Source organism: Campylobacter sp. CFSAN093233, assembly GCF_011068165.1.
Lineage (GTDB): Bacteria > Campylobacterota > Campylobacteria > Campylobacterales > Campylobacteraceae > Campylobacter_D > Campylobacter_D jejuni.
Genome location: NZ_JAAMWY010000006.1, coordinates 301,273 through 325,279 on the forward strand (window position 1 = coordinate 301,273; position 24,007 = coordinate 325,279).

The window sequence follows — 24,007 nt, forward strand, 5'->3', positions numbered from 1 at the left end:
TTTAGCTCCATTTTTTCTCTAATTTTCTTGAATATAAAGCGATAGGATAACAAAGTATAAAAAAGATAAAAAAAATCAAACCATAAATAATAAAAGGTGCAAAATCATTTCTATTATGAAATTCTATAATTTGTTGCCCTACTTTTACAAGCTCTACCGCGCCGATTAAATAAGCAAAGGTTGTACTTTTGATCATGCGAGTAAGTAAATTCATGCTCATAGGAGTTAAACGACGCATAGCTTGTGGAATAATAACATAAGCAAAACTTTGCACCGTATTTAAACCTAAAGATGATGCACTTTCATACTGATGTTTTGGAATACTCTGTAAGGAAACACGCACCAAATCCATCATCTCAAAACAACCCCAAATGCTAAAAACAATAATAGCTACACTTACAGAACTCAAATCCCACCCAAACCATCTAGGAAAACCAAAATACACCACAAAAAACCATACTAAAAGTGGCATAACACGTACAAATTCTAAACCTAAACGACAAAAAGCATAGATATAGGTATTTTTAAAACTCATTAAAATTCCCAAAAACAACCCGCCTATCGAAGTAATAATAGTGCTGATAAATGAAATTTCAAGAGTGACAAAAAGCCCTTGCCAGAGTCTTAAAAGCGTATCGGTATTTAAAAGTTCAAGCATAAAGCAACCTTTTTTCAAACTTTAGCAAAATAAAAGACAAAGGCAAAATAATGCACAAATATCCCATAAACAACAAAAACAATAGCTCATCTGTCTTATAGGTTAAGGAATTTAAACTCTTCATTAAATTCACCAAATCTGGCAAGGCAATAATGCTAACAACTGAAGTTTCTTTGATTAAAAATATAATATTAGCACTAATACTTGGCATAGAAATAGCCAAAGCTTGCGGCAAAATCACATAACGCAAATTTCCAAATTTTGAAAAACCCAAAGAAAGTCCTGCTTCAAACTGCTGTTTTCTTATGGCTTCAAATCCCGCCCTTAAACTCTCAGCCATATAAGAACCCCCTAAAAAACTAAGTCCTACTATAGCACAAGCAAAAGAAGGTCTTAAAGTTTCTTCTACGCTTAAACAAATTAAATTGAGCGGTGGAATTTGCTCTAAATGTATATTAAATTTAGGCAAAGCATAATATAAGAAAAAAAGTTGAATTAATAAAGGCGTATTTCTTGAAAACTCTATATAAAGCTTGCAAATATTTTCTAAAATTTTTATTTTAAAATAACTCATTAAAATGCAAAACAAGCCTATTATTAAAGAAAAAATAATTCCAAAAAAGCTTAGTTTTATCGTAAGCCAAGCAGCTGTTAAAAAAGCGGGAGCTTGAGCTAATATAAAATCAAAATCCATTCTCTACCTTAATTTTACCAAAGTTCTTTTATAATCATATCTTTATTTAAAATTTCAATTTTACCTTTTTTTGTATCAATAAGTTCTGAAATTTTAAGCTCTTTTAACACTCGAGATAAAGATTGCGCTCTAACATTTAAATCAATTGCGATTTGTTTTTGCGAAATTGTATCTAATTTTTTTTCATTTTCCAAAAGATACTTTAACAATCTCGTTCTTAAATCTAATGCATTTTGAGATAATTTCTTTTCTAAAATTTTGATTTTATCAAAAAGTGAGCTGATAAGTAAAAAATTGAATTCTTTATTTTCACTGCATAAATTTTGAAAATTAATAAAATCAATTTCCAAAATTTCTCCATCTTCTTCAAAGATGGCATTAGCAGGATAATTTAATTTTTTAAAAGCAGGCATTTCTGCTATAAAATTTGGAGGATTAAAATAATGCAAAGTAATTTCTTTATCACTTGATGTACTTTTATAAATGCGTATTTTTCCCTTGAGTAAAATAAAAAATTTTTTAGCCTCTTCGCCTTCATAAAATAAAATACTATTTTTTTGAAATTTTTTTAATTTTCCTACACTAGATAAAAGTTCTAAATAATCTTTCATTATATAATATTTTCCATTCTTAACTTATGTTAAATTTAATTTATCTTATTTTTGCTATATTAACGCCATAAAATTAACATTCAAGAAAGGCTTATATGAAATTTGAAACAATTAATCAAGAAAGCATAGCAAAACTCATGGAAATATTTTATGAAAAAGTTAGAAAAGATAAGGATTTAGGTCCTATTTTTAACAATGCTATTGGAACAAGTGATGAAGAGTGGAAAGAACATAAAGCAAAAATAGGAAATTTTTGGACAGGCATGCTTTTAGGCGAAGGTGATTATAATGGGCAACCCTTAAAAAAGCATCTAGATCTACCTCCTTTTCCTCAAGAATTTTTTGAAGTTTGGCTAGGACTTTTTGAAGAAAGTTTAAATATAGTTTATAATGAAGAAATGAAAACAGTTATTTTACAGCGTGCACAAATGATAGCTTCACATTTTCAAAATATGCTTTATAAGTATGGTGGACATTAATAAGTATGGTGGACATTAATTTGGCATTTTTTTTGCCAAATCTTTTTTTACCTTTTCTAAAATCTCCTCATCCTTAGAAAAATCAAAAAATTTAAACTCATTTCCATGTTGCATAAAACCATCGAGCAAATCTCCACTCAAACGGTTTTTAAGATCAAGCTCTGCTATTTTAAACCCATCTAAAGTGCTAGCAAATTCTTTTAAACGACTTGGAATTTCTTTAAGTTTAGTATAAAGATAACAAGTGCTTTTAAGCCCTACACGACCTACACGACCACGAAGTTGATGCAAGGTAGCAAGTCCTAAACGTTCCGCTCCTACAATCACTATCATACTCAATCTTGGCAAAGAAATGCCCACTTCCACTACTGTAGTGCTTAGTAAAATATTTCCCTCATCTCTAAAACGCTCTAAAATTTCATCTTTTTGTTTATCTTTCCCATGAGTTACAAAAACTTTTTCATAGTGACTCTGCCAATATTCTTTAGCCTGCTCTAAAGAAAGATAAGGAATATTATCACTAGCACTCACTAAGGGATAAATAATGATAATTTGATGATTTTTAGCGATTTCTTCTTTGATCTTCTCGCTAAGCTTAGAAAAGCCTTCATTTTGTATACAATAAGTTGTGATATCTTTTTTAAAAGGCATTTGTTTAATGAAACTAAAATTTAAAAGTTCAGATTGTATCATGCTTAAAGTTCTTGGAATAGGCGTAGCCGAAAACTGTATAAAATGAGGGGCAAATTCTTGTTTACTTAAAGAATGAATTTTCTCACGCTGAGCCGAGCCAAAACGATGTTGTTCATCTATCATTACAAGTACGGCATTATGGCTTTCTAAATGAATTAAAGCATGAGTACCTATAATAAGATTTGCTTTTTGAATATTTTGTTCTAAATCTTTTTCTTTTTTACCTCCTTTAATAAACAAAATATTCATAAAATCAGGCAAAAATTTCTTAGCCTCTTCATAAAGCTGATGCGCTAAAATACTAGTAGGTGCCATCAAAATAGCTTGTTTAGGATAAACCATCAAAGCCGCACCAAGCAAAACCAAGGTTTTACCACACCCTACATCACCCATAATCACACGCCTTTTGGCTTCTTTTGAGTGTAAATCTTTTTCTATATCTTTTAAGGCGTTAAGCTGATCTTTAGTAAGAGAAAAAGGCAAATCTTTAAGCCAATTGGCTATGTTAAAAACATTGATTTGATGAGCTTTAAAATGCGTTTTTTTAGCTTTTAAACGCTTTAAAAAATTATATATTTCTATATATTTTAAATCTTTGCTAAAATTTTGCAAATTTTCAAACATAAAAAAACTTTTTTCATCATAAGCATGCAAATTTAAAAGAAAATGTATATATTTATCCCCTATGCCACTTTCTTGTAAATTTTCATAATTAAGATATTTATGTATAAAAGCAGCAATTTTTGCATCTTTTAAACCTAAAATTTGATACTTTGGACTAAAACCCTCAAAAGAAGTTAAAATTTTAGGATTGTTAAATTGCCAAGTGTGATTAAAACGCGAGAGTTTAGCATTAAAAATAAGCCCTTTTCCTACCTTACAAATCCCAAAATGCCAAGCTCTAGGATGAAAAAACACAAAAGAAATATTTTCTTGCCATTCTTCACAAAAACCTAAACCAAAAAGTTGATTTTTTCTTGAACTAACGCTTTTTATAGTGATTTTTTGGGTGCAAATTTCATTTTCTTTAGGATTTTTACTTGGATTTAAATTTTCAATTTTTTTAGGTAAAAGAAGCGCTAAATCAATAGCACTTTTAATTTTTAATTTTTTAAAAAATTCAAAATCACTTTCTTTAATTTTCATTTTGTATGCTTGCAAAACTTAGATTTAAAAGCTCTTGATGTTTTTTAATATAAGCATTTATGGTTTCAAGTTTAACCTTTTCCATAAGTTTTAACTCTTCTTTATAATATCCCAAATTTAAACCTTGATAAAATTCGTTAAAAGACATAGATAAACGCTTGCTTAAGCTTTCATAACGCAAAGGAGTTGATCCTATGAGAAAATTTTTAGCTTGATCAAGTTCATTTTGAGTCATGCCATTTTTTATAAAATCTTCAAAAAGCTCTTTTACGATTTTTTTAGCTTCTTTAGCGCTTTCATTTTTAGTTTGTAAATATCCAAAAACTCTAGAAAAAGACATATTCATATCAAGCATAGCATAAGCTGAGTATGCAAGACCTCTTTTAACACGAATTTCTTCCATAATCCTTGAACCAAATCCTCCTTGCCCTAGAACAAATAAAGCAATTTTTGCAAGATATAAATCCTTATCTTTAAAATCAGCAAAAAAAGGTGTAGCAAAATACATATAAGCTTGTTCGCTTTCTGGGCGTATCAAAATTTCATCTTTAATGTTTTTGCTTAATTCATATTTTTTTGGAGTATTTTTTTTGCCTATTTGAAGTTTTGATAATAGTTTTAAAAGATCTTCCTTGGCTTGTTTTTCTTCTAAATCTCCTCCTAAAATCACAACCAAATCGCTAAGATGGATAAAATTTTTATAAAAATTTTGTAAATCTTTTAAAGATAAGATTTCTATACTTTTTTCATCTCCATCGTTTGAGCTTTGAAATTCTTTGCATTTAAAAATTTGAGCATTAAGTAAATTTTTTGCTAAATAATCAAAATCACTATTTTTACTCGCGAGCTCACCTAAGGCATTGATTTTTAATTTTTGCAAAATTTTTTCTTCTATTCTTGGTTTTAAAAGCAATTTTTCCAAGCTCTTTAAAGCAAAATCAAAATTTTCTTTTAAACAAGAAAGATTGATTTCCAAACTTTCAAAACCACTACTTGCCTCTAAATTTATCGCTCTAAATTCTAAATCTTTAAAAAATTTATCATCCACACCTTCATTTAAAATACGTGAAAACATCTTAGCTAAGCCTGCTATTTCATCATAACTTCTAGCGCAATTTCTAAAAACAAGCTTTAAAACAACAATAGGAAAATCAGAATTTTTTTCAAAAATAAAAGGGATTTTAACACCCCTACTGTCTAAATACTGCATTAAAACCTTTCTAAAATTTCATAAGCGGTATTGCGTTTAGCTGGATTTTCGCCTAAACTTCTAATCAGCCTTATCATCTCATCTTGATTCATTCTATAACTTGCTCCTGCAGCACTTACTACATTTTCTTCCATCATGGTTGAGCCTAAATCATTGGCCCCAAATTTTAAAGCAAGTTGACCTATAAGCGAGCCTTGAGTTACCCAAGAACTTTGTAAATTTTTAAAATTATCTAAATAAAGTCTTGCTAAAGCTAAAAGTCTTAAATACTTGTTAGAACTTTGTTTCATAATCTCTGGATGTTTTTGGATTAAAGCAGTATTATCACTTTGAAAGCTCCATAAAATAAAAGCTCTAAATCCCCCTGTTTCATCTTGCAATTTTCTCAAATGCTCAAAATGATCGATGATTTCTTCATCATTTTCAACCGTTCCAAACATCATAGTAGCTGTACTTTTCATGCCGATTTTATGAGCTTGGCGATGTACTTCTAACCAAGTAGCTGTATCACATTTATTGGGTGCGATAATATCACGCACCCTATCGCTTAGCACCTCAGCACCTGCTCCTGGTATAGAAAATAAACCTTTAGCTTGTAGTTTTTGAAGTACTTCAGTAATTGAAATTTTAGATGCCTTTGCGATATAAGCGATCTCAACCGCTGAAAAACCATGTACAGTGATATTTGGATAATGTTCTTTTATCCAAGAAACTAATTCTTCATACCATTCTATTTTTAACTTTGGGTGCACCCCGCCTTGAAAAAGAATTTGCGTACCCCCAATAGCTTCAAGCTCCTCTATCTTCTTGCCTATCTCCTCAAAGCTTAAAATATAAGCATCATCTTCTTTATGATGGCGATAAAAAGCACAAAAAGAACAATCAATACAACAAACATTGGTATAATTAATATTTCTATCTACAACAAAAGTAGTGATTTTTTCAGGATGAAGTTCTAATTTTCTTTTATAAGCCATTTCTCCAAGTTCAGTTAAACTTGCATGGTGTAATAAATCTAAAGCTTCTTTTTTATCCAGTCTTTTCAAAATTTTTCCTTGTTTTTTTACATAATTAAAATAATTATAGCATTTAAAATATAAATTATGCTATAGTTTCGCTTATGAATTACATTGAACTATTAAAAAATAATAAAAATATCAGAATATTGGCTTCGGTTCAGTTTATAGTATATTTTGGAGCATGGTTTTCTCAAACGGGAGTTTTTACCCTTTTAGTCGAGCTTAATGCTCCTACTTGGGCAACAGCTACAAGTGCTATGCTTGCTTTTTTACCTGGAGTTTTACTTGCTCCTATTAATGGCGTCATAGTAGAGAAAAATAAACCTAAAAAACTTTTACTCAGCATGATTAGCATAGAATTAATTTCTATTTTTTGTCTTATTTTTGTCACAAGTCTTAGTATGCTTTGGCTTTTATTTATTTTAATTTTCATAAGACTTTGTGTTGCTTCGATTTATTTTCAAGCTGAAATGAGTTTATTGGCCAAAATTTTAACTCCTCAAGAACTTAAACTCGCTAATGAAATGCACAGTGTCATTTGGGCGATTTCTTATACAGCAGGTATGGCAAGTGCGGGAATTTTTATTTATTTTCTAGGAGTTAAAACCGCTTTTCTATTTGACTGTATACTTATACTCATAGGCATTTCTTTTTTAGTAAGATTAAGCATTCCTGATTTTCATCACAAAACACAAAGTCGCTTTTTTACCATGATAAAAGAAGGATTTTTCTATGTTTTAAACAATAAGATAATTTTTCATCTTATCTTGCTTCACGCTTTTATAGGTTTAACTGCTTATGAAACCTTGGTTACGCTTTTAGCGCAACATCAATATAAAGAAGTTTTATCTGCTGCTTTAGTAATAGGGTTTTTAAATGCAGTACGTGCTTGTTCTTTAGCTATAGGACCTATGGTTTTAAGCAAATTTATTAATGATAAAAATTTATTTTACATGTATCTTGGTCAAGGCTTGGGTATTATACTTTGGGCTTTAACTCAATTTAATTTTTATATTTCTTTTTTAGGTTTAATCGGTGCAGGTTTTTTTACCTCAGCACTTTGGGCTTACACCTACACTATGATACAAAAAAATGCCGACAAAGAATATCATGGTAGAGTGATCGCTTATACAGATATGATTTATCTTAGTTTTAGCGCTATTATTTCAATGCTTATGGGCTTTTTATTTGAAATAGGCTTGAGTTTAGAACTAATTACAGGCTTATTGGGTATGATTTTTATCTTTGTGGCATTTTATTGGAAGTGGTTTTATAAAAAATATTTGTGAAAATTCACAAATATTTTAAATTTTAAATAAATCTTGAAGATTTTTCATTGCTTCTTCATTGCTGATGGCATTATTTAGCTGTGATGAGCTTAATTCATTGAGCTCTATTTCATAACCACTTAACATAGAAGCAAGGCGAATATTAATACCATTTTTTCCTATGGCTTTGCTTTTTTGTTCGCTATTTAAACTTACAATAGCTTTTTTATCTTCAATTTTTACAGAATTTACAATAGCGGGAGCCAAGGCACGAGAAATTAAAATTTCACTCTCATTTGTAAATTCTATACAATCAATATTTTCATTATGAAGCTCTTTGCTTACTGCATTAATTCTTACACCTTTAACACCTACTGTAGCACCTACAGGATCGATATTTGCTCCATTGGCCTGAAGAATGATTTTTGCTCTTTCACCTGGAATTCTAGCACATCCTATAATATTGACATAACCATCTTTGATTTCTGGAACCTCAGCTTCAAGTAAACATTCTAAAAATTTAGGACTTGTACGACTAAGCTCGATTTTAATACCTTTATCTGTATAAACACGGCGTATCACAGCTTTTACCACATCACCTATTTTAAATTTTTCCCCTTTAATGCGATTTTTTCTCGGTAAAAAAGCTCTTAATTCATCTATTTCAATAAAAGTATTTTCTTCATTATCCACTCTAACAACTGTACCAAAAACCATTTGCCCTACTTTGTTTTTATATTTTTCAAAAATAGTTTGTTCTAATAATTTTTGTATATGATATTCAAGTTCTTTATGCAAGGTATTTACCGCAGTTCTTCCTAAATTTTCCAAAGAACATTCATAGGTTAATTCATCTCCTATTTCAACATCTGGAGCTTCTGATTTTGCCTTACTTAACGCGATAAAACTCTCACTTTTATTTTGCAATCTCTCGTCATTATCTGCTACTATGGTAATTTTTTGATAAAGATTTAAATTTTTAGGATCCACAAAAAACTCATATTCTTGTCCATAAATTCTTTTTGCAGTATTGATTAAAGCGGTAGCTACCTTTTCTCTTACATTCTCTAAGTTTAAATTTTTTTCATTAGCAATAGATTCGATAATATCTGCTATCTTTTCCATATTTTATAAAACCTTTTTTGTGGGAAATTTAAAAATGTAGATAAAAATTATATCCTTAATAAGTTTAATTAAAAGTAAAATTTGCTAAAATTATAGATTAAAATGAAAATTCTTAAGGATTTAGCTATGGAATTAAAATTGGCAAGAACTTTGATTAATGAAAAACCTAAAAATATTAGCCTAGAAAAAATCGAAGAGGCTATAGAAAAAGAAGGACAAAAGTTTTTTTATTTTGATAAAGATAATACACACAAACAACTTATTGCCCTTGTAAATCATTTTGAAAAAAAAGGAGTAAGCATTTATCATAGAACCGTAAAATACGGACTTGATGATAATGATTTTATGTATGAGGTACATATTCTTTGAGTGCTAAAAAACTTTTTATCCAAACTTTAGGTTGTGCGATGAATGTCAGAGATTCTGAGCATATGATCGCAGAATTAACACAAAAAGAAAATTACGCACTAACAGAAGATATCAAAGAAGCAGATCTTATTCTTATCAATACCTGTTCAGTGCGTGAAAAACCTGTGCATAAACTTTTCTCAGAAGTAGGTGGTTTTGAAAAAGTTAAAAAAGAAGGTGCTAAAATAGGAGTTTGTGGATGTACTGCATCACATTTAGGAAATGAAATTTTCAAACGTGCTCCTTATGTGGATTTTGTTCTAGGAGCAAGAAATATTTCCAAAATCACTCAAGCTATAAAAACTCCAAAATTTATGGGCGTGGACATAGACTATGATGAAAGTGAATTTGCTTTTGCAGATTTTAGAAATAGTATTTATAAATCCTATATTAATATCTCCATAGGTTGTGACAAACACTGCACTTATTGTATAGTGCCACATACTAGAGGAGATGAAATTTCCATACCTTTTAACATCATCTACAAAGAAGCTCAAAAAGCTATTGAAAAAGGCGCTAAAGAGATTTTCTTGCTAGGACAAAATGTCAATAACTATGGCAAAAGATTTAGAAACGAACATAAAAAAATGGACTTTTCAGATCTTTTAGAAGAACTTAGCACTATAGAAGGTTTGGAACGCATTCGCTTTACAAGTCCACATCCTTTGCACATGGATGATAAATTTTTAGAAGTTTTTGCCAATAATCCAAAAGTTTGCAAATCCATGCACATGCCTTTACAAAGCGGCTCAAGTGAAATTTTAAAAGCTATGAAGCGTGGCTATACTAAAGAATGGTATTTAAATAGAGCTTTAAAACTTAGAGAACTTTGTCCAAATGTTAGCATTTCTACAGACATTATTGTAGCTTTTCCAGGGGAAAGTGAAAAAGATTTTGAAGAAACTATGGATGTTTTGGAAAAAGTGCGTTTTGAACAAATTTTTTCTTTTAAATACTCCAAACGCCCTTTAACAAAAGCCGCAACCATGCCTAATCAAATCGATGAAGAAATAGCTTCAAGAAGACTTAGCACCTTACAAAATCGTCATAGTGAAATTTTAGATAAAATTGTAAAAAAACAAGAAAATAAAACTTTTAAAGTTTTATTTGAAGAATTAAGAGCAGGCAATAGCATTGCTGGAAGAACAGATAATAACTTTTTAGTTCAAGTTGAAGGTAGCGAAGAACTTTTAGGGCAATTTAAAGAAGTAAAAATAACTAATGCAAAGCGTATGGTTTTATATGGGGAAATCGTTTAAAATCCATTGCTTAACATATATAATTTTCATCTTGCAATGGCTTATTTTTTTAAGCTGTAAAAAGCACTATAAAGGTGAAAAAGTTGACCGTAAAGCTGGTGTGATACTTTTTTGGCATGGAAAATTAGCACTTATGCCTTTTGCGTTTAGACATTATAGGCAAAAAAATAAAAAAGCCTATGTCATGATCTCTCACCATAAAGATGGAGAGCAAATTGCAAAAATCATCAAGCTTTTCGGTCTTGATACTGTAAGAGGAAGCACTTCAAGGGGTGCTAGCAGTGCACTTAGAGCTGCATTTAAAGTTTTAGAACAAAATGACGATATAGTTATCACGCCCGATGGTCCACGAGGGCCTTATCATAGTATTTCAGATGGTTCTATCATTTTGGCTCAAAAAAAAGAACTAAAGATAAGAATTTTAAACTATGAAGCAAATCGTTTTTGGGAATTTAAAAGTTGGGATAAGATGATCATGCCAAAACCTTTTAGTAGGATTACTTATAGTCTAAGTGAACCTTTGGATATTTTATCTTTAGATAAAGAAAAAGCTAAAGAATTTCTAATGGAACAATTTGATAAAATTAGCTTAGCTGATCAATTTAAGGAATGAAATGTTATTTTTACTTAAAAAAATATTTCCACAACTTTTTATTAGTATTATTTTAGAAGATAAAAAAAATATTGTAAAAGCTTCTATTTACAGACGAAATAAACTAATCAGTAGCAATGAAAAAACTTTTGATAAAAGTGAAAATTTATTAGAGTACATAAAAAATTTAAGCAAGCATTTCTTATTTTACCACACTGCTTTATTTTTAGACGCCAAAGAACAAGGATTAATACCTAGTACAAATATTCAAGATTGTGAGCACTTTAATATAGGAAAAATCAGCTTACAGCATATTTTGCTTAATAATGCCCTTGTTTATACGGCTACCGAACATGTAGAATATTATAGTGAGCTTTTTGAAGAATATAGAGGTTTAGATTTTTTATATTCCCCTTTTGCTCTTCTTTACTACAATATGCAAAAAGAAAAACAGCCTGATGATCAAATTTTACTTTATGGATTTAAGCAAGGACATCTTTTGGCAATTATTGTTGCTAAAGGCAATACTATCTTATACGGTGATTTTAAAATATTTGAGCAAGAATTAGGTTTAGAGCTTGAACTTCCATCAGAAGATAATCAAGAAATTGAAAACAACAACGATGATACTGAAGTTACCTTAGATAACTTCAATGAAGCCTTAAATAATAAATTTGATCTACTTGATCAAGAAAATAATCTTGAAACTTTGGATAATAATGATAATTTTAATCTTGATGAATTAAATCAATTTAGCAATGATATGGAACTTTGCCGTTATATTATTACGAGCATTGAAAAATTTTATAATGATGATAAATATGCTGGGGTATTTATCAATGGTATTTTATTATATAGCGAATCAGATATTAACATAAGTGCTATTGATTTTTTAGAAAGTGAAACTTTTTTAGAGATAAAAACGAAACAAATCAACACCTTAGATCTTATAATAGAATTGATGCGAAAGGAGGTTAAATGACTTATAGCTTTATACAGCCAAGAAAAAAACCTATTTTCACACTCTTTGATAAAATTTGGCTAGGACTTTTTGGTTTTAGTATATTATTTATCTTACTAGTATATTTTACATATACAATAAAAATTGCATTAATCAATAGCTCTATCGATGATGAAAAACAACAAGTTATAGTGCTTCAAAATCAAACTAAGCAAAATGAAATGCTTTATGAAATTTTATTTGATCAAAGCCAAATAGCGAAAAATTTTAACACTCAAAATCAAATTGTTAAAGAAAGCTTAAGAAATCTATTTGATATTATTGTAAAAACTGATAACATTACTCTTGAAAGTGTTGAACAAGACGAATATTCCTTAAAACTTATCGGAGTCACTCCTACAAGAGAAATGTTTACTCTACTTTTAGAAACCCCTTTAAAAAGCATCTTTGATCAAAGCTACACAACCTATTATCGCTTAGATAATGGGTGGTATCGTTTTGTTAGTATTAGTAAACAAATTCCAGGAGTTGCAGATGAAAGATAAAAGTCTAGAAGAAATTGATTTATTAAAGCTTATCATTTGCGCGTTAAGTTTTATAAGCGTTTGCACAGCTTTGATCTTATTTTTACTTTTACCGACATTAAAAAATTACAAACAAGCAAATCTTAGAGAAAACTCACAACTTGCTATCTTAAAAGCCGCTAAATCAAAATTTGACTTTAGTGAAGATAAAATATCAACTCTAAGAAGCGAAAACAACAAAAGTTTAGAGCAATTTGAGCAAAATTTTAATATAGGAAATTTTGATATTTTTTTACAAAAATATTTTCAAAATGTAAAAATTCAAGAAACTAAGCCCGAAAAACAAGAAAAATATCTAAAAAACCGCTTAGCCATTAAAGCGACAATGAATAATCCTAGAAGACTTTATGATTTTATTGATGCTCTAAAAAACTATAATAATTTAATCAAGCTTGATTATCCACTTAATCTTAAAGCAGGAGAGCAAGGTATCTCTATAGATCTTACTCTCAAAGTTTATTCAAGCTAAACTCACATCTTCGCCTTTTAAAATTTGATTCATAGTATTCATTGCACACATTTTTCCACACATGGAACATGAGTTTAAATCATCAGGACGACGCTCATTAAACATTTTTTTGGCCTTTTCTCCATCAATAGCAAGTTTAAACATTTTCTCCCAATCTATCTCTTGCCTAGCCTTACTCATCTCATCATCCCTTGCTCTTTCTTTTGGAAGTTTGGCTATATCTCCTGCATGAGCTGCAATTTTAGTTGCAACTATACCCTCTCTAACATCTTCTAAATTTGGAAGTCTTAAGTGTTCAGCAGGTGTTACATAGCACAGCATATCAGCACCGCTAGCTGCAGCCACAGCTCCTCCAATAGCACCACTAATATGATCATACCCTGCACCAATATCTGTTACCAAAGGTCCTAAGACATAAAAAGGAGCTCCTTTACATAAACGCTTTTCTAATTGCATATTTGCCTCTATTTCATTAATGGCCATATGCCCTGGACCTTCTATCATTACTTGAACTCCAACATCCCAAGCTCTTTGAGTAAGGAGCGACAATTCTATAAGCTCTGAAATTTGCGCCCCATCACTTGCATCGTGAGTAGAGCCAGGACGCAAAGCATCACCCAAAGATAAAGTTACATCGTATTTTAAACAAATGTCAAGCAAATCATCATAATACTCAAAAAAAGGATTTTCAGCATCTTTCATCATCATCCAAGCATAAAGCACAGAGCCTCCTCTTGAAACTATATTTGTAAGTCTTTTACTTTGTTTAAAAATATGTGCAGCACGAGAATTAATACCTGCATGAATTGTCATAAAATCAACCCCACTTTTAGCATGATGATATACAACATCTAAAAAGTCTTTGGCATTAATTTGCTTTAAATCTTTTTCTAAAAATCCTACCGCATCATATACAGGAACTGTTCCTATCATAGCTTTTGAAACATTAACAAGCTCGTCTCTAAAACGACTTGTTTTGCCATAATTGCTTAAGTCCATAATCGCTTCTATATCAAATTTATGAGCAAGCTCTACTTTTTTCATTTCCTCGCTATAATCAACACAATCATTTGAAACTCCTAAATTTACATTAACCTTAGTACGCAGTCCAAAACCTATACCATTTGGATCAAGACTTTTATGATTAATATTTGCAGGGATAATAATTTTACCGCAAGCAATATTTTCAAGCAAAAAATCTTTACTTAAATTTTCTTTTTGTGCAACAATCTGCATTTCTTTAGTAAAAATACCTTCTTTCGCATAATTCATTTGAGTTTTCATAAATTTATCCTTTAAAAAATTTGGATAAATGAAGGGTGAGTATAAATTTTTAAAGTATTGAAATTTATAAATCTTCCCGACGCTGGCATTATCCAGATCCGGTTCGGTCTAAGCTTTTAGCTTACTCTCAGCCTGTTACACAAGCTCCCGTCATTTATGTTTTATTATACACTTTAAATATTTATTTTTGCTTTATACGTGCAGTTTTTGTAAAATTTATAAGTTCTTCTGTAGTTTTTATATGATAAGGAAGTTTTCCAAGGCAATATTTAAAAATTTCAGCAGCTGCCAAAGCATCATCTAAGGCTCTATGATGCATATTTTCCACGCCAAGAAATTCTTTCAAAACCTCTAGTTTATATTTTGGACTTTCTATACAACATTGTGCAAATTCTATAGTGCAAATACGACGATTAAGCAAAATGCCAAAACCACACTCATTTAAAGCCTTAGAAATAAAACTATAATCAAAACGCACATTATGCGCTACAAAAATACTGTCTTTTAAAAAAAGCCTAAAATCACTTAAAACCTTTGCTAAACTTGGAGCATTTTCCACCATCTCATAAGTAATACCCGTAAGTTCAGTTATATTTTTTGGAATTTCTTTTACTTTAACAAAACTTTGAAAGCGTCCAATTTCTTTAGAATTTTGAATTTTTACCGCTCCAATTTCTAAAATTTCCCCCTTGCTCACCCCACCAGTACTTTCTATATCCACTATGCAAAAAATTTCATCTTTAATTTTTGTTGTGCGTGTTTTAAGAGTAAAAATATTATCTTTATTTAAAGTTAAACCTAACCCCAAAAGCTCAAAAGTTTCTAAATCTAAATCAAAATTTTTTAATTCTTCAACTTTGGCAAACTCTTGCATCACCCAATCATAAGGCTTGCTTTGCTTATTTAATATAGAAATAATCTGATCAATTTGCTGTAAACTCAAAATTCAAGCTTTAAAGATGAAATTGCAGTTTTATAATCATTGGAAGAAAAAATATAACTTCCAGCCACCAAAATATCAGCTCCAGATTCTTCTAAATCACTAGCATTTAAACCATTAACACCACCATCAACCTCTATAAAAACTTTAGCATTTTTTTTATCAATCATTTGGCGCAATTCTTTGATTTTTTCATGTATCAAAGGTAAAAATTTTTGCCCACCAAATCCAGGATTAACACTCATTAAAAGCACCATATCTACAAATTCTAGCATGTGTTTAATAGAATCAATAGGAGTATGTGGATTTAAAACAATAGCAGGATGGATTCCTTGACTTCTTATATATTCACAAAGCCTTATAGGATGAACTTCGCTTTCCATATGAAAAGAGATAAATTTCGGTTTTAAAGAGATAAAAAGATCTACAAATTTACTTACATCTTTAACCATTAAATGCACATCTAATGGCAACTTACTAATAGTTGAAATCTTTTCGATCACGCAAGGTCCGAAAGTCAAATTTGGAACAAAGTGTCCATCCATTACATCAATGTGTAAAAGATCCGCACCTGCAGCTTCAATAGCTTTAACTTCTTCTTCTAATTTCAAAAAATTTGCAGACAATAAACTTGGAGCTACATACATGATCAAAACCTTAAACTATATATAAATGTGATAAATAATATTTTATCGACTTATATATTAAAAAAACTATAAATTATGGAATATTTTAAGCTTAATTTTGATAAAATCTCCATTTAAAAATTTTCATAAGGACAAAAAAATGGCAAGAGTATGTCAAATCACAGGCAAGGGTCCAATGGTGGGTAATAATGTCAGCCATGCTAACAATAAAACAAAAAGACGCTTTTTACCTAATCTCAGAACAGTTCGTGTAACTTTAGAAGATGGCACCACGAGAAAAATGAGAATTGCAGCTTCTACTCTAAGAACTCTAAAAAAACAAAATTCTAAATAATTTTGAGGATTTATTCCTCAATTTTAAAATTTCCAATTTAAAAATAAACTTTAACAAATCACTTATATAACACACATTTAAAAATTATTATTAATTTTATTATTTTTTAAGCTAAAAATATCTTTTAATAGTGTAAAATACCTTGTTAAATGAATTTTAAATTTCACTAATACAAGGAGAGTTTATGCTACATGAATATAGAGAATTAATGTCAGAGCTAAAAGGTAAAGATGCTCATTTTGATAAACTATTTGATCGTCATAATGAACTTGATGACATGATTAAAGATGCAGAAGAAGGTAGAACTTCTCTTAGCAGCATGGAAATTTCAACTTTAAAAAAAGAAAAGCTTCATGTAAAAGATGAACTTAGCCAATATCTAGCAAATTATAAAAAATAAGGCAAAACAATGTTTGGAAGTAAAATAAACCATTCTGATCTTCAAAAACTTGAAGAAGAAAATAAAAATCTTACACATAAAATTGAAAAATTTCAATCGGAAAATTTAGAATTAAAAAATAAAATTACATCATTAGAACAAGCGGCTTTAGAGTCTAAACTTAAAACAGATCTTTTAAATGTTTTATTAACTGGGGTTTTAAAAAATATTACTATTATTCAAGGCGATATGTTAGAAAATGTAAATAAGGCAGAAGTTATCTCTAGCTATTCTAAAACTTCTCTTGCTGAAATGGATGAACTTAACCATATTGCTAATTCTATCAATGCCTCTTTGGGAAATATTACAGAATCAGCCAATAAAACAAGAGATGTTGCAGGAACATTGCATAGAAGTGTAGATGAAATTACTAATGTAATTAATCTAATTAAAGATGTTTCCGATCAAACCAATCTTTTAGCTCTTAACGCTGCCATAGAAGCTGCACGCGCAGGTGAACATGGGCGTGGTTTTGCTGTTGTTGCCGATGAAGTAAGAAAACTAGCTGAAAAAACACAAAAAGCAACCACAGAAGTTGAAATGAATATCAACCTTCTAAAGCAAAATGCAAATGAAATGTATACTCAAAGTGAGCAAGTTGAAAAAATTTCTATAGATTCTAATGCTCATATTATGAGTTTTTCCGAAAAATTTACTCACTTAGTAAATGAAGCGCATTCTACTAATTCAAATGCAGTTGGTATCGCTTCAGAAGCTTTCGTATCTTTAGCAAAACTAGATCATATAGCTTTTAAATTAAATGGTTATAAAGAAATTTTTTCCAAATCAGGAAAGCAATTAGCCGATCATACATCTTGTCGCTTAGGAAAATGGCTTGCTAGCACAGGAAAAGAAAGATTTGGGCAAAATAAAAGCTTCTTAAAAATTAACGAGCCACATGAAAAAGTTCATGAAAATATGAATAATGCTATAACAATAGCAAATACAGAAGATATTAGCAAAGATATTACTCAACACAGCATAATTAATAAATGCGAAGTTGCTGAAAATGCATCGCTTGATCTTTTCAATGTATTTAAAGAAATGCTTGATGAGTCAGATCATTAAAATCCTAGGTTGAACCTTTTTAAGGTTTAACCTAAATAATCTTTAATTTTCCCCACTTTTCCTTTAAAAACCACATATAAGCAAAATCAAGCAAAGGCGTTCTTATCATATTTTACATTTTTTTTCAAAATCCTGCACCTTAACATAAACAGCTTCAATCTCTTCATCATCAACTCCACCTCCAGAAGAAATTTTATCTTTTTCATCAACTTCTACGAAATAAAAGCTTTGCTTGCTTACACCTGAACCAAACCCTGTATAAAAATCTCCTATTTTTTCTAAATTTTTAGGAGCATATCCTAGTTCTTCTATACATTCTTCTTTTGCTATTTCCTCTAAAGATAATTTTTTATCCACAAGCCCAGAACAAAGCTCTATAGTATAGCCCATATCATCATCTTTTACATAATCTTTATCATGCATTTGATGATACCAAAGTGGTATACGAAATTGGCGTACAAAAATAAAACTTTCTAATTCTTTATGATACAAAAGCACTGAAACACTATCTTTAGATTCTATAAAATCCCAAGTGCAAAGCCTACCATTACTTTCATAAGCAAATCTCTTAGGCTTAATATAATTTGATTTTTCAAAAGAAAGTTCTTTTAAATTTTTAAACGCCATAATAAAACCTTTTATTTATTTTTCACATTGTACTTTATTTTTGCTTTTTTGAAAATATAAAGGTGATTAAAGCCTTAAAAAATTAAAAATCATATTTATAACTTAACCAAAAACTTCTTCCTTCTATATAATCTTGATAGCGATTTGCATATCCAGCAGGATTAGCCCCATCCCATCTTGTAACTTGCGGATCAAAGAAATTTTTATCAAAAAGATTTTGCACTGCAAAACTTAAGCTAGATTGCTTATTGATTTTATAATTTATCCCTAAATCTACTATATAAAAAGGCTTATATTTTTGCCATGGCAGACTACCATTACCGCCACCTTTTGCTTTAGCTATAGTATCAAGTCTTGCTCGTGTTTTTATATAGGAACTAAATTTACCTCGCTCATAGTTTAATTTTAACATTGCTATATGTCTTGGTAAATTTTCTATTCTATCACCACCAAACCAATTTTTTTGACCATCTTTGTAGCGATTATCCATAAAAGTATAACTTGAATTTAGGCTAAAGCCATTGTAAGTTTTGGTATTAAATGCAAATTCTATACCTTTAGTCTGCGTTTTTCCAAGATTAATAGGACGCTTACAAACAATGCCATTGCTACAATTAATATCATTTTGCATACCTGTTAAATCTTCACTACTGATTTGATTTGTAAAATCAGTAATAAATCCTGTAATAGAATAATGTGCAAAATCAAATACCATAAAATCAACACCCAATTCATAATTTATACTTTCTTCTGGTTTTAAGTCAGGGTTTCCAAAATAAGCATTATTATTGGCATAATTATAATATCCATTTGTCAACTGCTTGGCAGCAGGAGTTTTATAGCCTTTTGAAACACCTCCTTTCAAGGCTATATTATCATTTAAGTGATAAACCAAATAAACCCTAGGCGTAAATTCAGAATCAAACAAATCGCTATAAATATAACGCAAACCTGTAGTAAAAATCAAATCATCGGTTATAAAATACTCATTTTCCCCATAAAGCGCAACCGTGGTTTGATCAAGATTTTTACCTCTTATTTGACTACCTGCGCTTGCTTGATCATTTTTTAATATCTCATAATCAATCCTTGCACCAAAGGTATTTACTAAATTACCGTATTGACCTAAATTCCAAGGTAAAACAACCTTACCTTCTCCTACCCAAATTTGGCTATGCAGCTCCTTATCCTTAGTGCTACCATATTGTAAATATGAGTTAGTTGAACCAAAATCATAGTTACCATCATGATTCAAAACAATATTATCCTTAAAAAGTTGTCTTTCACTTTTAATAGCCCTACTACTTGTAGAATTCACTGAAATTTCATTAATATATCGTTCTATATCAAAATATATATTATTTTTATCATCTACTGTCCAATTAAGCCTAGAACCAAAACCCAAGCTAGTAAAAGCACCTGGGCTATGACTAGCAATTTGATAATTATCAGGTCTTTGATTGTTATTATTCCAAACCGGTGTAGGCCATTTTAAATCAGAAGCTGCCTTATCATAATACTTCAACCTTGCAGAAATTGATAATGTATCTTCAATCAAAGGAGTTGCTACATAAGCATTAAATCCCCCAGCATTACCATAGTGATTAGAGTGCTGTTGTAAAAGAGTATTAAATTCTATATTTGCTTCGATTTTATCAGGATTTTTCTTAGTGATAATATTTATCACACCGCCTACAGCATCACTGCCATAAAGTGTAGAAGCTGGACCACGTATAACCTCAATACGCTCTATCATAGACAAAGGTGGCAGATATCCTGACTCACTGCCACTAAAACCATTATCATAAAACCCATTTGCAACACTTTGACGTTTTCCATCAATTAAAACTAGAGTATAAGAACTACCAAAACCTCGTATGCTAAAATCATAAGTGCCTGTTTTATTCATAGTCACATCTACACCTGGAATATCTCCTATAGCCTCTCCTATATCCTTAATTGGCTTTTTTTCAAGCTCTTCTTTTGTAATGATAGAAATACTAGCAGGCGCATCAACCAAATCTTGTTCAAAACCACTAGCACTAACCACAACATCATTAAGTTGATATTTTTCTTCTGCTTTTAACAAAGCTCCAGATAAAATTAAAAAACACAGTAAACTTTTTTTAAATTTTATATTTTTGATTTGAGTCAAATTAATTCCTTTAAAAATAATTATTTTGATATTTAAAATCATTTTTGAAGTATAAAAAAAGAATACTTTTAATTAACTTAATTTTGATAACAATTATAAATAATAAAATTATTTAAAAAAGCGAAGTAAAAGCCTAAGCCTCTTGATAGGCTCCAAGCTTTAAAATTTTCTGCATACGATTTGCAGAAAGTTCTCGTACATCAATATTTTCAAGTTCATTTAGAGATTTTTTTACATAATCAGCAATAGCTACTGCTGTAGCCTCTTTATTGCGATGTGCACCATTTGTAGGCTCATCTATAACATCATCAATTAAACCTTGAGATTTTAAATCATCAGCCGTTACCTTCATAGCCTTGGTTGCAGCTTCACTTTTTGCAGGATCATTCCAAAGTATTGCAGCACAACCTTCAGGAGAAATTACTGAAAAAACAGAATTTTTCATCATTGCAAGTTTATCTGCAACCCCTATAGCTAACGCCCCGCCACTACCGCCTTCTCCGATAACTATAGCAATGGTCGGTATTTTCAAATCACTTAATTCATATAAATTTCTAGCGATAGCTTCACTTTGTCCTCTTTCTTCAGCACCTATTCCAGGATAAGCACCTGGAGTATCTATCAAAAATAAAATAGGAATTTGAAATTTCTCTGCAAGTCTTGCTACTCTTAAGGCTTTGCGATATCCTTCAGGATGTGGCATCCCAAAATTTCTAGCGATTTTATCTTTTGTTCCACGTCCTTTTTGCTCACCAATTACAATTATTTTTTTCTCTCCTAAATAACCCATAAAACAAACAATAGCAGGATCATCTCTAAAGGCACGATCACCATGTATTTCGTGAGCGTCATTTAAAATAAGTTCAATATAGTCAAGAGCATAAGGGCGATCTGGATGACGCGCTAATTGCAAACGCTGAAAATCACTTAAATTCTTATAAGTTTTAGAAATTTCTTTTTCAAGATTTTTCTTTAAAATTGATACAGCTTCAGTATCTCCTTTAATCTGAGCATTGATAATGTCCTCGTCAATTTGCTGAATATTTTTTTCAAAATCTAAATAAGAAGCCATATTAATCTACTTTTTTAAATACAACACAGCCATTTGTGCCACCAAAACCAAAAGAATTACTCATCACCACTTTTAAATCTACTTTTCTTGATATATTTGGAATATAATCAAGATCACATTCATCATCTTTTACAAGCTGATTGATTGTAGGTGGAACTACCCCATCTCTTAAAGCCATAACACTAACAACTGCTTCAATTGCACCTGCAGCACCCAAGCAATGACCTGTTTGTCCTTTGGTGGAACTTATAAGCGGGATATTATTGCCAAAAAGCTCTTTAATTGCTGCTGTTTCATTTTTGTCATTTACAGGGGTTGAAGTTCCATGTGCATTGATATAATCTACCTTTGGATTCCCTGCCATATTTAAAGCTTTTTTCATAGCTCTTAAAGGCCCATCTAAAGTTGGTGAAGTAATATGATGCGCATCTGCACTTTCTCCAAATCCAATTAATTCAGCATAAATCGTAGCACCGCGTTTTTTAGCCTCTTCATATTCCTCAAAAACTAAAGCTCCAGCACCTTCTCCCATGACAAAACCATCTCTTTCTTTGTCAAATGGTCTTGAAGCATGCTGTGGATCTTCATTTCTAGTTGATAAAGCTTTCATTGAAGCAAAACCACCTATACCCACAGGACAAATCGCAGCTTCTGCACCTACGACTAACATCTTTTTAGCATTTCCCAAAGCTATACTTTTATAAGCTTCTCCTATAGCATGAGTTCCTGCTGCACAAGCTGTAACACAAGAAATATTTGGCCCTTTAAGTCCATGCTCTATAGAAATCAAACCTCCTAACATATTTACAAGTGCCGAAGGTATGAAAAAAGGGGAAATTTTACGCGGACCTCGCTCGGAACAAATAATGGAATTTTTTTCTATGTTAGGCAAACCTCCAATACCAGAAGCCGAAACAATGCCAAATTCTTCTTTATCTAATTCTTCACTAAATCCAGCATCCTGTATTGCTTCTCTTGCTGCTTTAATTCCAAGTTGTATGAAACGGTCAATTTTTTTTACTTCTTTGCCATCAACAACCTCTAATGGATCAAAATTTTTAACTTCAGCTGCAATTTGAACAGGAAAGTCCGTAGCATCAAAAAGAGTAATTTTATTTACTCCGCTTTCTCCATTGCAAATTGCTTTAAATGAACTTTCTTTATCTAAACCAAGGGCATTGATCATACCAATACCTGTAACTACAACTCTTTTCAAGAATAAGCTCCTTGCAAGAAAAAAAATTATTTTTTTAGATTGTCAATATAATTTACAACATCTTCAATTTTAATTAATTTTTCAGCATCACTATCTGGAATTTCTACTTCAAATTTTTCTTCTAAAGCCATAATAAGCTCTACAACATCTAAAGAATCAGCACCTAAATCTTCAATAATTTTTGATTCCATTTTAACTGCATCTGCATCAATACTTAATTGCTCTACTACTACTGCTTTTACATCATCAAATGTTGCCATTTGTTCTCCTTCAAAAAATTAAAATAAAGCGTATTTTACTATAAAAAGCTTAAAATATTTATAGTTTTTCATTATACTTGAAAATAAAATATTAAAACATAAAGGAAAAATGATGCTTTTCTCTAATTTAATCAAAGAAAATCAAAAAATTTGGAATGCTTATCTACATCATGATTTTGTTAAAAAATTGGAAGATAAAAGCCTAAAGCAAGAAAATTTTCTTTTTTATCTCAAGCAAGATTATATTTATTTGCTTAATTACGCAAAATGTTATGCAAGATTAGCACTTAACTCAAATACTGCAAAAGAACTTCGTTTTGCTATGAAATTTCAAAATTATATAGTTGAAGGAGAAATGGAACTTCATCGTGCAATTTTATCTCTTGGCATTAATGCAGATGAACTCGATATAAAAGATGAAAGTTTAGTCAATATAGCCTATTCGCGTTATATGTTAAGCGTAGGTGAAAATGGAGATTTTTTAGATATGTTAGTTGCTCTTAGTGCTTGCGCTATAGGCTATGCAAAAATAGGTGCTGAAATTATAAATCGTTTAAAAAATGAAAATTTAAAAGATCATCCTTACAAGGAATGGATTTTGACCTATGGAAGTGAAAATTTTCAAAATGAAGCTAAAGAATTTGAAGATTTTGTTAATTCTTATACTTCAAGTGTTGGTGCACAAAAATTCCAAAAACTCAGCGAAATTTTTCATACTGTAACACGCTTAGAAGTGGCTTTTTGGGAGCATTCTTTAAGAATGGAATTAAATCTTTAAACATGGGCTTT

26 protein-coding genes, 1 pseudogene and 1 riboswitch are annotated in these 24,007 nt (G+C 30.4%); of the genes and pseudogenes, 12 read left to right on the forward strand and 15 right to left on the reverse strand.

From position 1 onward, the window contains the following. Position 1: 1 nt before the first annotated feature. The 3 genes from FBF15_RS06060 to nssR are packed head-to-tail and all read right to left on the reverse strand — an operon-like array spanning position 2 to position 1,963. Positions 2–658: an amino acid ABC transporter permease gene (locus FBF15_RS06060; RefSeq protein ID WP_165434601.1), complete on the reverse strand. Its 657-nt coding sequence runs from the start codon at positions 656–658 to the stop codon at positions 2–4. Further along, entirely contained in the window at positions 651–1,352 is a 702-nt protein-coding gene (locus FBF15_RS06065) for an amino acid ABC transporter permease (protein ID WP_002859900.1), read from the reverse strand. The genes FBF15_RS06060 and FBF15_RS06065 overlap by 8 nt, the downstream gene beginning before the upstream one ends. A 14-nt stretch (positions 1,353–1,366) precedes the next feature. Continuing rightward, a complete protein-coding gene (gene nssR, locus FBF15_RS06070) occupies positions 1,367–1,963 on the reverse strand; it encodes a nitrosative stress-sensitive transcriptional regulator NssR (protein WP_002859899.1) in 597 nt (198 codons plus the stop codon). 95 nt (positions 1,964–2,058) lie between these two features. On the opposite strand from nssR, the gene ctb reads away from it, so the two are divergent. Next, positions 2,059–2,442 (forward strand): truncated hemoglobin Ctb, encoded by a 384-nt coding sequence (gene ctb / locus FBF15_RS06075; protein WP_002872879.1) that lies wholly within the window; start codon positions 2,059–2,061, stop codon positions 2,440–2,442. A 15-nt stretch (positions 2,443–2,457) separates the two neighbouring features. Here the strand turns inward: ctb and recG are convergent, their stop codons facing one another. From recG to FBF15_RS06090, 3 genes are read right to left on the reverse strand one after another with little or no spacing between them, the layout of a single operon-like run. Then, on the reverse strand, positions 2,458–4,281 hold the full coding sequence (recG, locus tag FBF15_RS06080; protein ID WP_002884840.1) for an ATP-dependent DNA helicase RecG: 1,824 nt from the start codon (positions 4,279–4,281) through the stop codon (positions 2,458–2,460). Next, the gene (locus tag FBF15_RS06085) at positions 4,271–5,491 is read right to left on the reverse strand and encodes a pitrilysin family protein (protein WP_165434602.1); all 1,221 of its coding nucleotides are present in this window, start codon (positions 5,489–5,491) and stop codon (positions 4,271–4,273) included. Before FBF15_RS06085 ends, recG begins: the two co-directional genes overlap by 11 nt. Next, the gene (locus FBF15_RS06090; RefSeq protein WP_165434603.1) at positions 5,491–6,537 is read right to left on the reverse strand and encodes a dehypoxanthine futalosine cyclase; all 1,047 of its coding nucleotides are present in this window, start codon (positions 6,535–6,537) and stop codon (positions 5,491–5,493) included. The genes FBF15_RS06085 and FBF15_RS06090 overlap by 1 nt, the downstream gene beginning before the upstream one ends. A gap of 74 nt (positions 6,538–6,611) precedes the next feature. On the opposite strand from FBF15_RS06090, the gene FBF15_RS06095 reads away from it, so the two are divergent. Further along, positions 6,612–7,799 carry an MFS transporter gene (locus tag FBF15_RS06095; RefSeq protein WP_002859024.1) on the forward strand — a complete coding sequence of 396 codons (1,188 nt, stop codon included), beginning with the start codon at positions 6,612–6,614 and terminating at the stop codon, positions 7,797–7,799. A 15-nt stretch (positions 7,800–7,814) separates the two neighbouring features. Here the strand turns inward: FBF15_RS06095 and nusA are convergent, their stop codons facing one another. Then, the gene (gene nusA, locus FBF15_RS06100; protein WP_002859895.1) at positions 7,815–8,903 is read right to left on the reverse strand and encodes a transcription termination factor NusA; all 1,089 of its coding nucleotides are present in this window, start codon (positions 8,901–8,903) and stop codon (positions 7,815–7,817) included. 126 nt (positions 8,904–9,029) lie between these two features. Between nusA and FBF15_RS06105 the strand changes: the two genes are divergently transcribed. The 6 genes from FBF15_RS06105 to FBF15_RS06130 are packed head-to-tail and all read left to right on the forward strand — an operon-like array spanning position 9,030 to position 13,176. Then, entirely contained in the window at positions 9,030–9,272 is a 243-nt protein-coding gene (locus FBF15_RS06105) for an HP0268 family nuclease (protein WP_002851103.1), read from the forward strand. Then, positions 9,269–10,570 carry a tRNA (N6-isopentenyl adenosine(37)-C2)-methylthiotransferase MiaB gene (miaB, locus tag FBF15_RS06110; protein WP_165434604.1) on the forward strand — a complete coding sequence of 434 codons (1,302 nt, stop codon included), beginning with the start codon at positions 9,269–9,271 and terminating at the stop codon, positions 10,568–10,570. Before FBF15_RS06105 ends, miaB begins: the two co-directional genes overlap by 4 nt. Beyond that, complete coding sequence (locus FBF15_RS06115) at positions 10,554–11,183, forward strand: lysophospholipid acyltransferase family protein (RefSeq protein WP_002868794.1); 630 nt, start codon at positions 10,554–10,556, stop codon at positions 11,181–11,183. The genes miaB and FBF15_RS06115 overlap by 17 nt, the downstream gene beginning before the upstream one ends. Before the next feature lies 1 nt (position 11,184). Continuing rightward, positions 11,185–12,144: a hypothetical protein gene (locus tag FBF15_RS06120; protein WP_052801885.1), complete on the forward strand. Its 960-nt coding sequence runs from the start codon at positions 11,185–11,187 to the stop codon at positions 12,142–12,144. Continuing rightward, complete coding sequence (locus FBF15_RS06125; protein WP_002858498.1) at positions 12,141–12,668, forward strand: hypothetical protein; 528 nt, start codon at positions 12,141–12,143, stop codon at positions 12,666–12,668. Before FBF15_RS06120 ends, FBF15_RS06125 begins: the two co-directional genes overlap by 4 nt. Continuing rightward, positions 12,658–13,176 carry a hypothetical protein gene (locus FBF15_RS06130; RefSeq protein ID WP_002868197.1) on the forward strand — a complete coding sequence of 173 codons (519 nt, stop codon included), beginning with the start codon at positions 12,658–12,660 and terminating at the stop codon, positions 13,174–13,176. Before FBF15_RS06125 ends, FBF15_RS06130 begins: the two co-directional genes overlap by 11 nt. Here FBF15_RS06130 and thiC read toward each other — a convergent pair. The 3 genes from thiC to rpe all read right to left on the reverse strand — a co-directional run bounded on the left by thiC (position 13,168) and on the right by rpe (position 16,047). Next, positions 13,168–14,460, reverse strand: a complete 1,293-nt coding sequence (gene thiC / locus FBF15_RS06135; protein ID WP_165434605.1) for a phosphomethylpyrimidine synthase ThiC — start codon at positions 14,458–14,460, stop codon at positions 13,168–13,170. The two genes, FBF15_RS06130 and thiC, sit on opposite strands and share 9 nt — an antisense overlap. A 56-nt stretch (positions 14,461–14,516) precedes the next feature. Further along, positions 14,517–14,621, reverse strand: a riboswitch (TPP riboswitch). Between the two features lie 20 nt (positions 14,622–14,641). Then, complete coding sequence (locus FBF15_RS06140) at positions 14,642–15,403, reverse strand: 3'-5' exonuclease (RefSeq protein WP_002874332.1); 762 nt, start codon at positions 15,401–15,403, stop codon at positions 14,642–14,644. Next, positions 15,400–16,047, reverse strand: coding sequence for a ribulose-phosphate 3-epimerase (rpe, locus tag FBF15_RS06145; RefSeq protein WP_002858571.1), 648 nt, complete (start codon positions 16,045–16,047; stop codon positions 15,400–15,402). Before rpe ends, FBF15_RS06140 begins: the two co-directional genes overlap by 4 nt. A gap of 139 nt (positions 16,048–16,186) precedes the next feature. Here rpe and rpmB point away from each other — a divergent pair, with 139 nt between their 5' ends. The 3 genes from rpmB to FBF15_RS06160 all read left to right on the forward strand — a co-directional run bounded on the left by rpmB (position 16,187) and on the right by FBF15_RS06160 (position 17,888). Next, entirely contained in the window at positions 16,187–16,381 is a 195-nt protein-coding gene (rpmB, locus tag FBF15_RS06150) for a 50S ribosomal protein L28 (RefSeq protein WP_002854974.1), read from the forward strand. A 184-nt stretch (positions 16,382–16,565) separates the two neighbouring features. After that, a complete protein-coding gene (locus tag FBF15_RS06155; protein ID WP_002855201.1) occupies positions 16,566–16,781 on the forward strand; it encodes a YdcH family protein in 216 nt (71 codons plus the stop codon). A gap of 9 nt (positions 16,782–16,790) precedes the next feature. Then, positions 16,791–17,888: a methyl-accepting chemotaxis protein gene (locus FBF15_RS06160; RefSeq protein ID WP_002858516.1), complete on the forward strand. Its 1,098-nt coding sequence runs from the start codon at positions 16,791–16,793 to the stop codon at positions 17,886–17,888. Between the two features lie 31 nt (positions 17,889–17,919). Here the strand turns inward: FBF15_RS06160 and FBF15_RS06165 are convergent. The 5 genes and pseudogenes from FBF15_RS06165 to acpP form a co-directional block, all read right to left on the reverse strand. Continuing rightward, positions 17,920–18,515 (reverse strand): annotated as a pseudogene (locus tag FBF15_RS06165) (NUDIX domain-containing protein). Positions 18,516–18,597: 82 nt separating this feature from the next. Next, positions 18,598–20,670 carry a TonB-dependent receptor gene (locus tag FBF15_RS06170; RefSeq protein WP_052803879.1) on the reverse strand — a complete coding sequence of 691 codons (2,073 nt, stop codon included), beginning with the start codon at positions 20,668–20,670 and terminating at the stop codon, positions 18,598–18,600. Between the two features lie 133 nt (positions 20,671–20,803). After that, positions 20,804–21,742 carry an acetyl-CoA carboxylase carboxyltransferase subunit alpha gene (locus FBF15_RS06175; RefSeq protein ID WP_002859886.1) on the reverse strand — a complete coding sequence of 313 codons (939 nt, stop codon included), beginning with the start codon at positions 21,740–21,742 and terminating at the stop codon, positions 20,804–20,806. A gap of 1 nt (position 21,743) precedes the next feature. After that, the gene (locus FBF15_RS06180) at positions 21,744–22,958 is read right to left on the reverse strand and encodes a beta-ketoacyl-ACP synthase II (protein ID WP_038816771.1); all 1,215 of its coding nucleotides are present in this window, start codon (positions 22,956–22,958) and stop codon (positions 21,744–21,746) included. Between the two features lie 26 nt (positions 22,959–22,984). Then, positions 22,985–23,218, reverse strand: coding sequence for an acyl carrier protein (acpP, locus tag FBF15_RS06185; RefSeq protein WP_002854831.1), 234 nt, complete (start codon positions 23,216–23,218; stop codon positions 22,985–22,987). Positions 23,219–23,327: 109 nt separating this feature from the next. Here acpP and tenA point away from each other — a divergent pair, with 109 nt between their 5' ends. Further along, positions 23,328–23,996 (forward strand): thiaminase II, encoded by a 669-nt coding sequence (tenA, locus tag FBF15_RS06190; protein WP_002864183.1) that lies wholly within the window; start codon positions 23,328–23,330, stop codon positions 23,994–23,996. Positions 23,997–24,007: the final 11 nt, after the last annotated feature.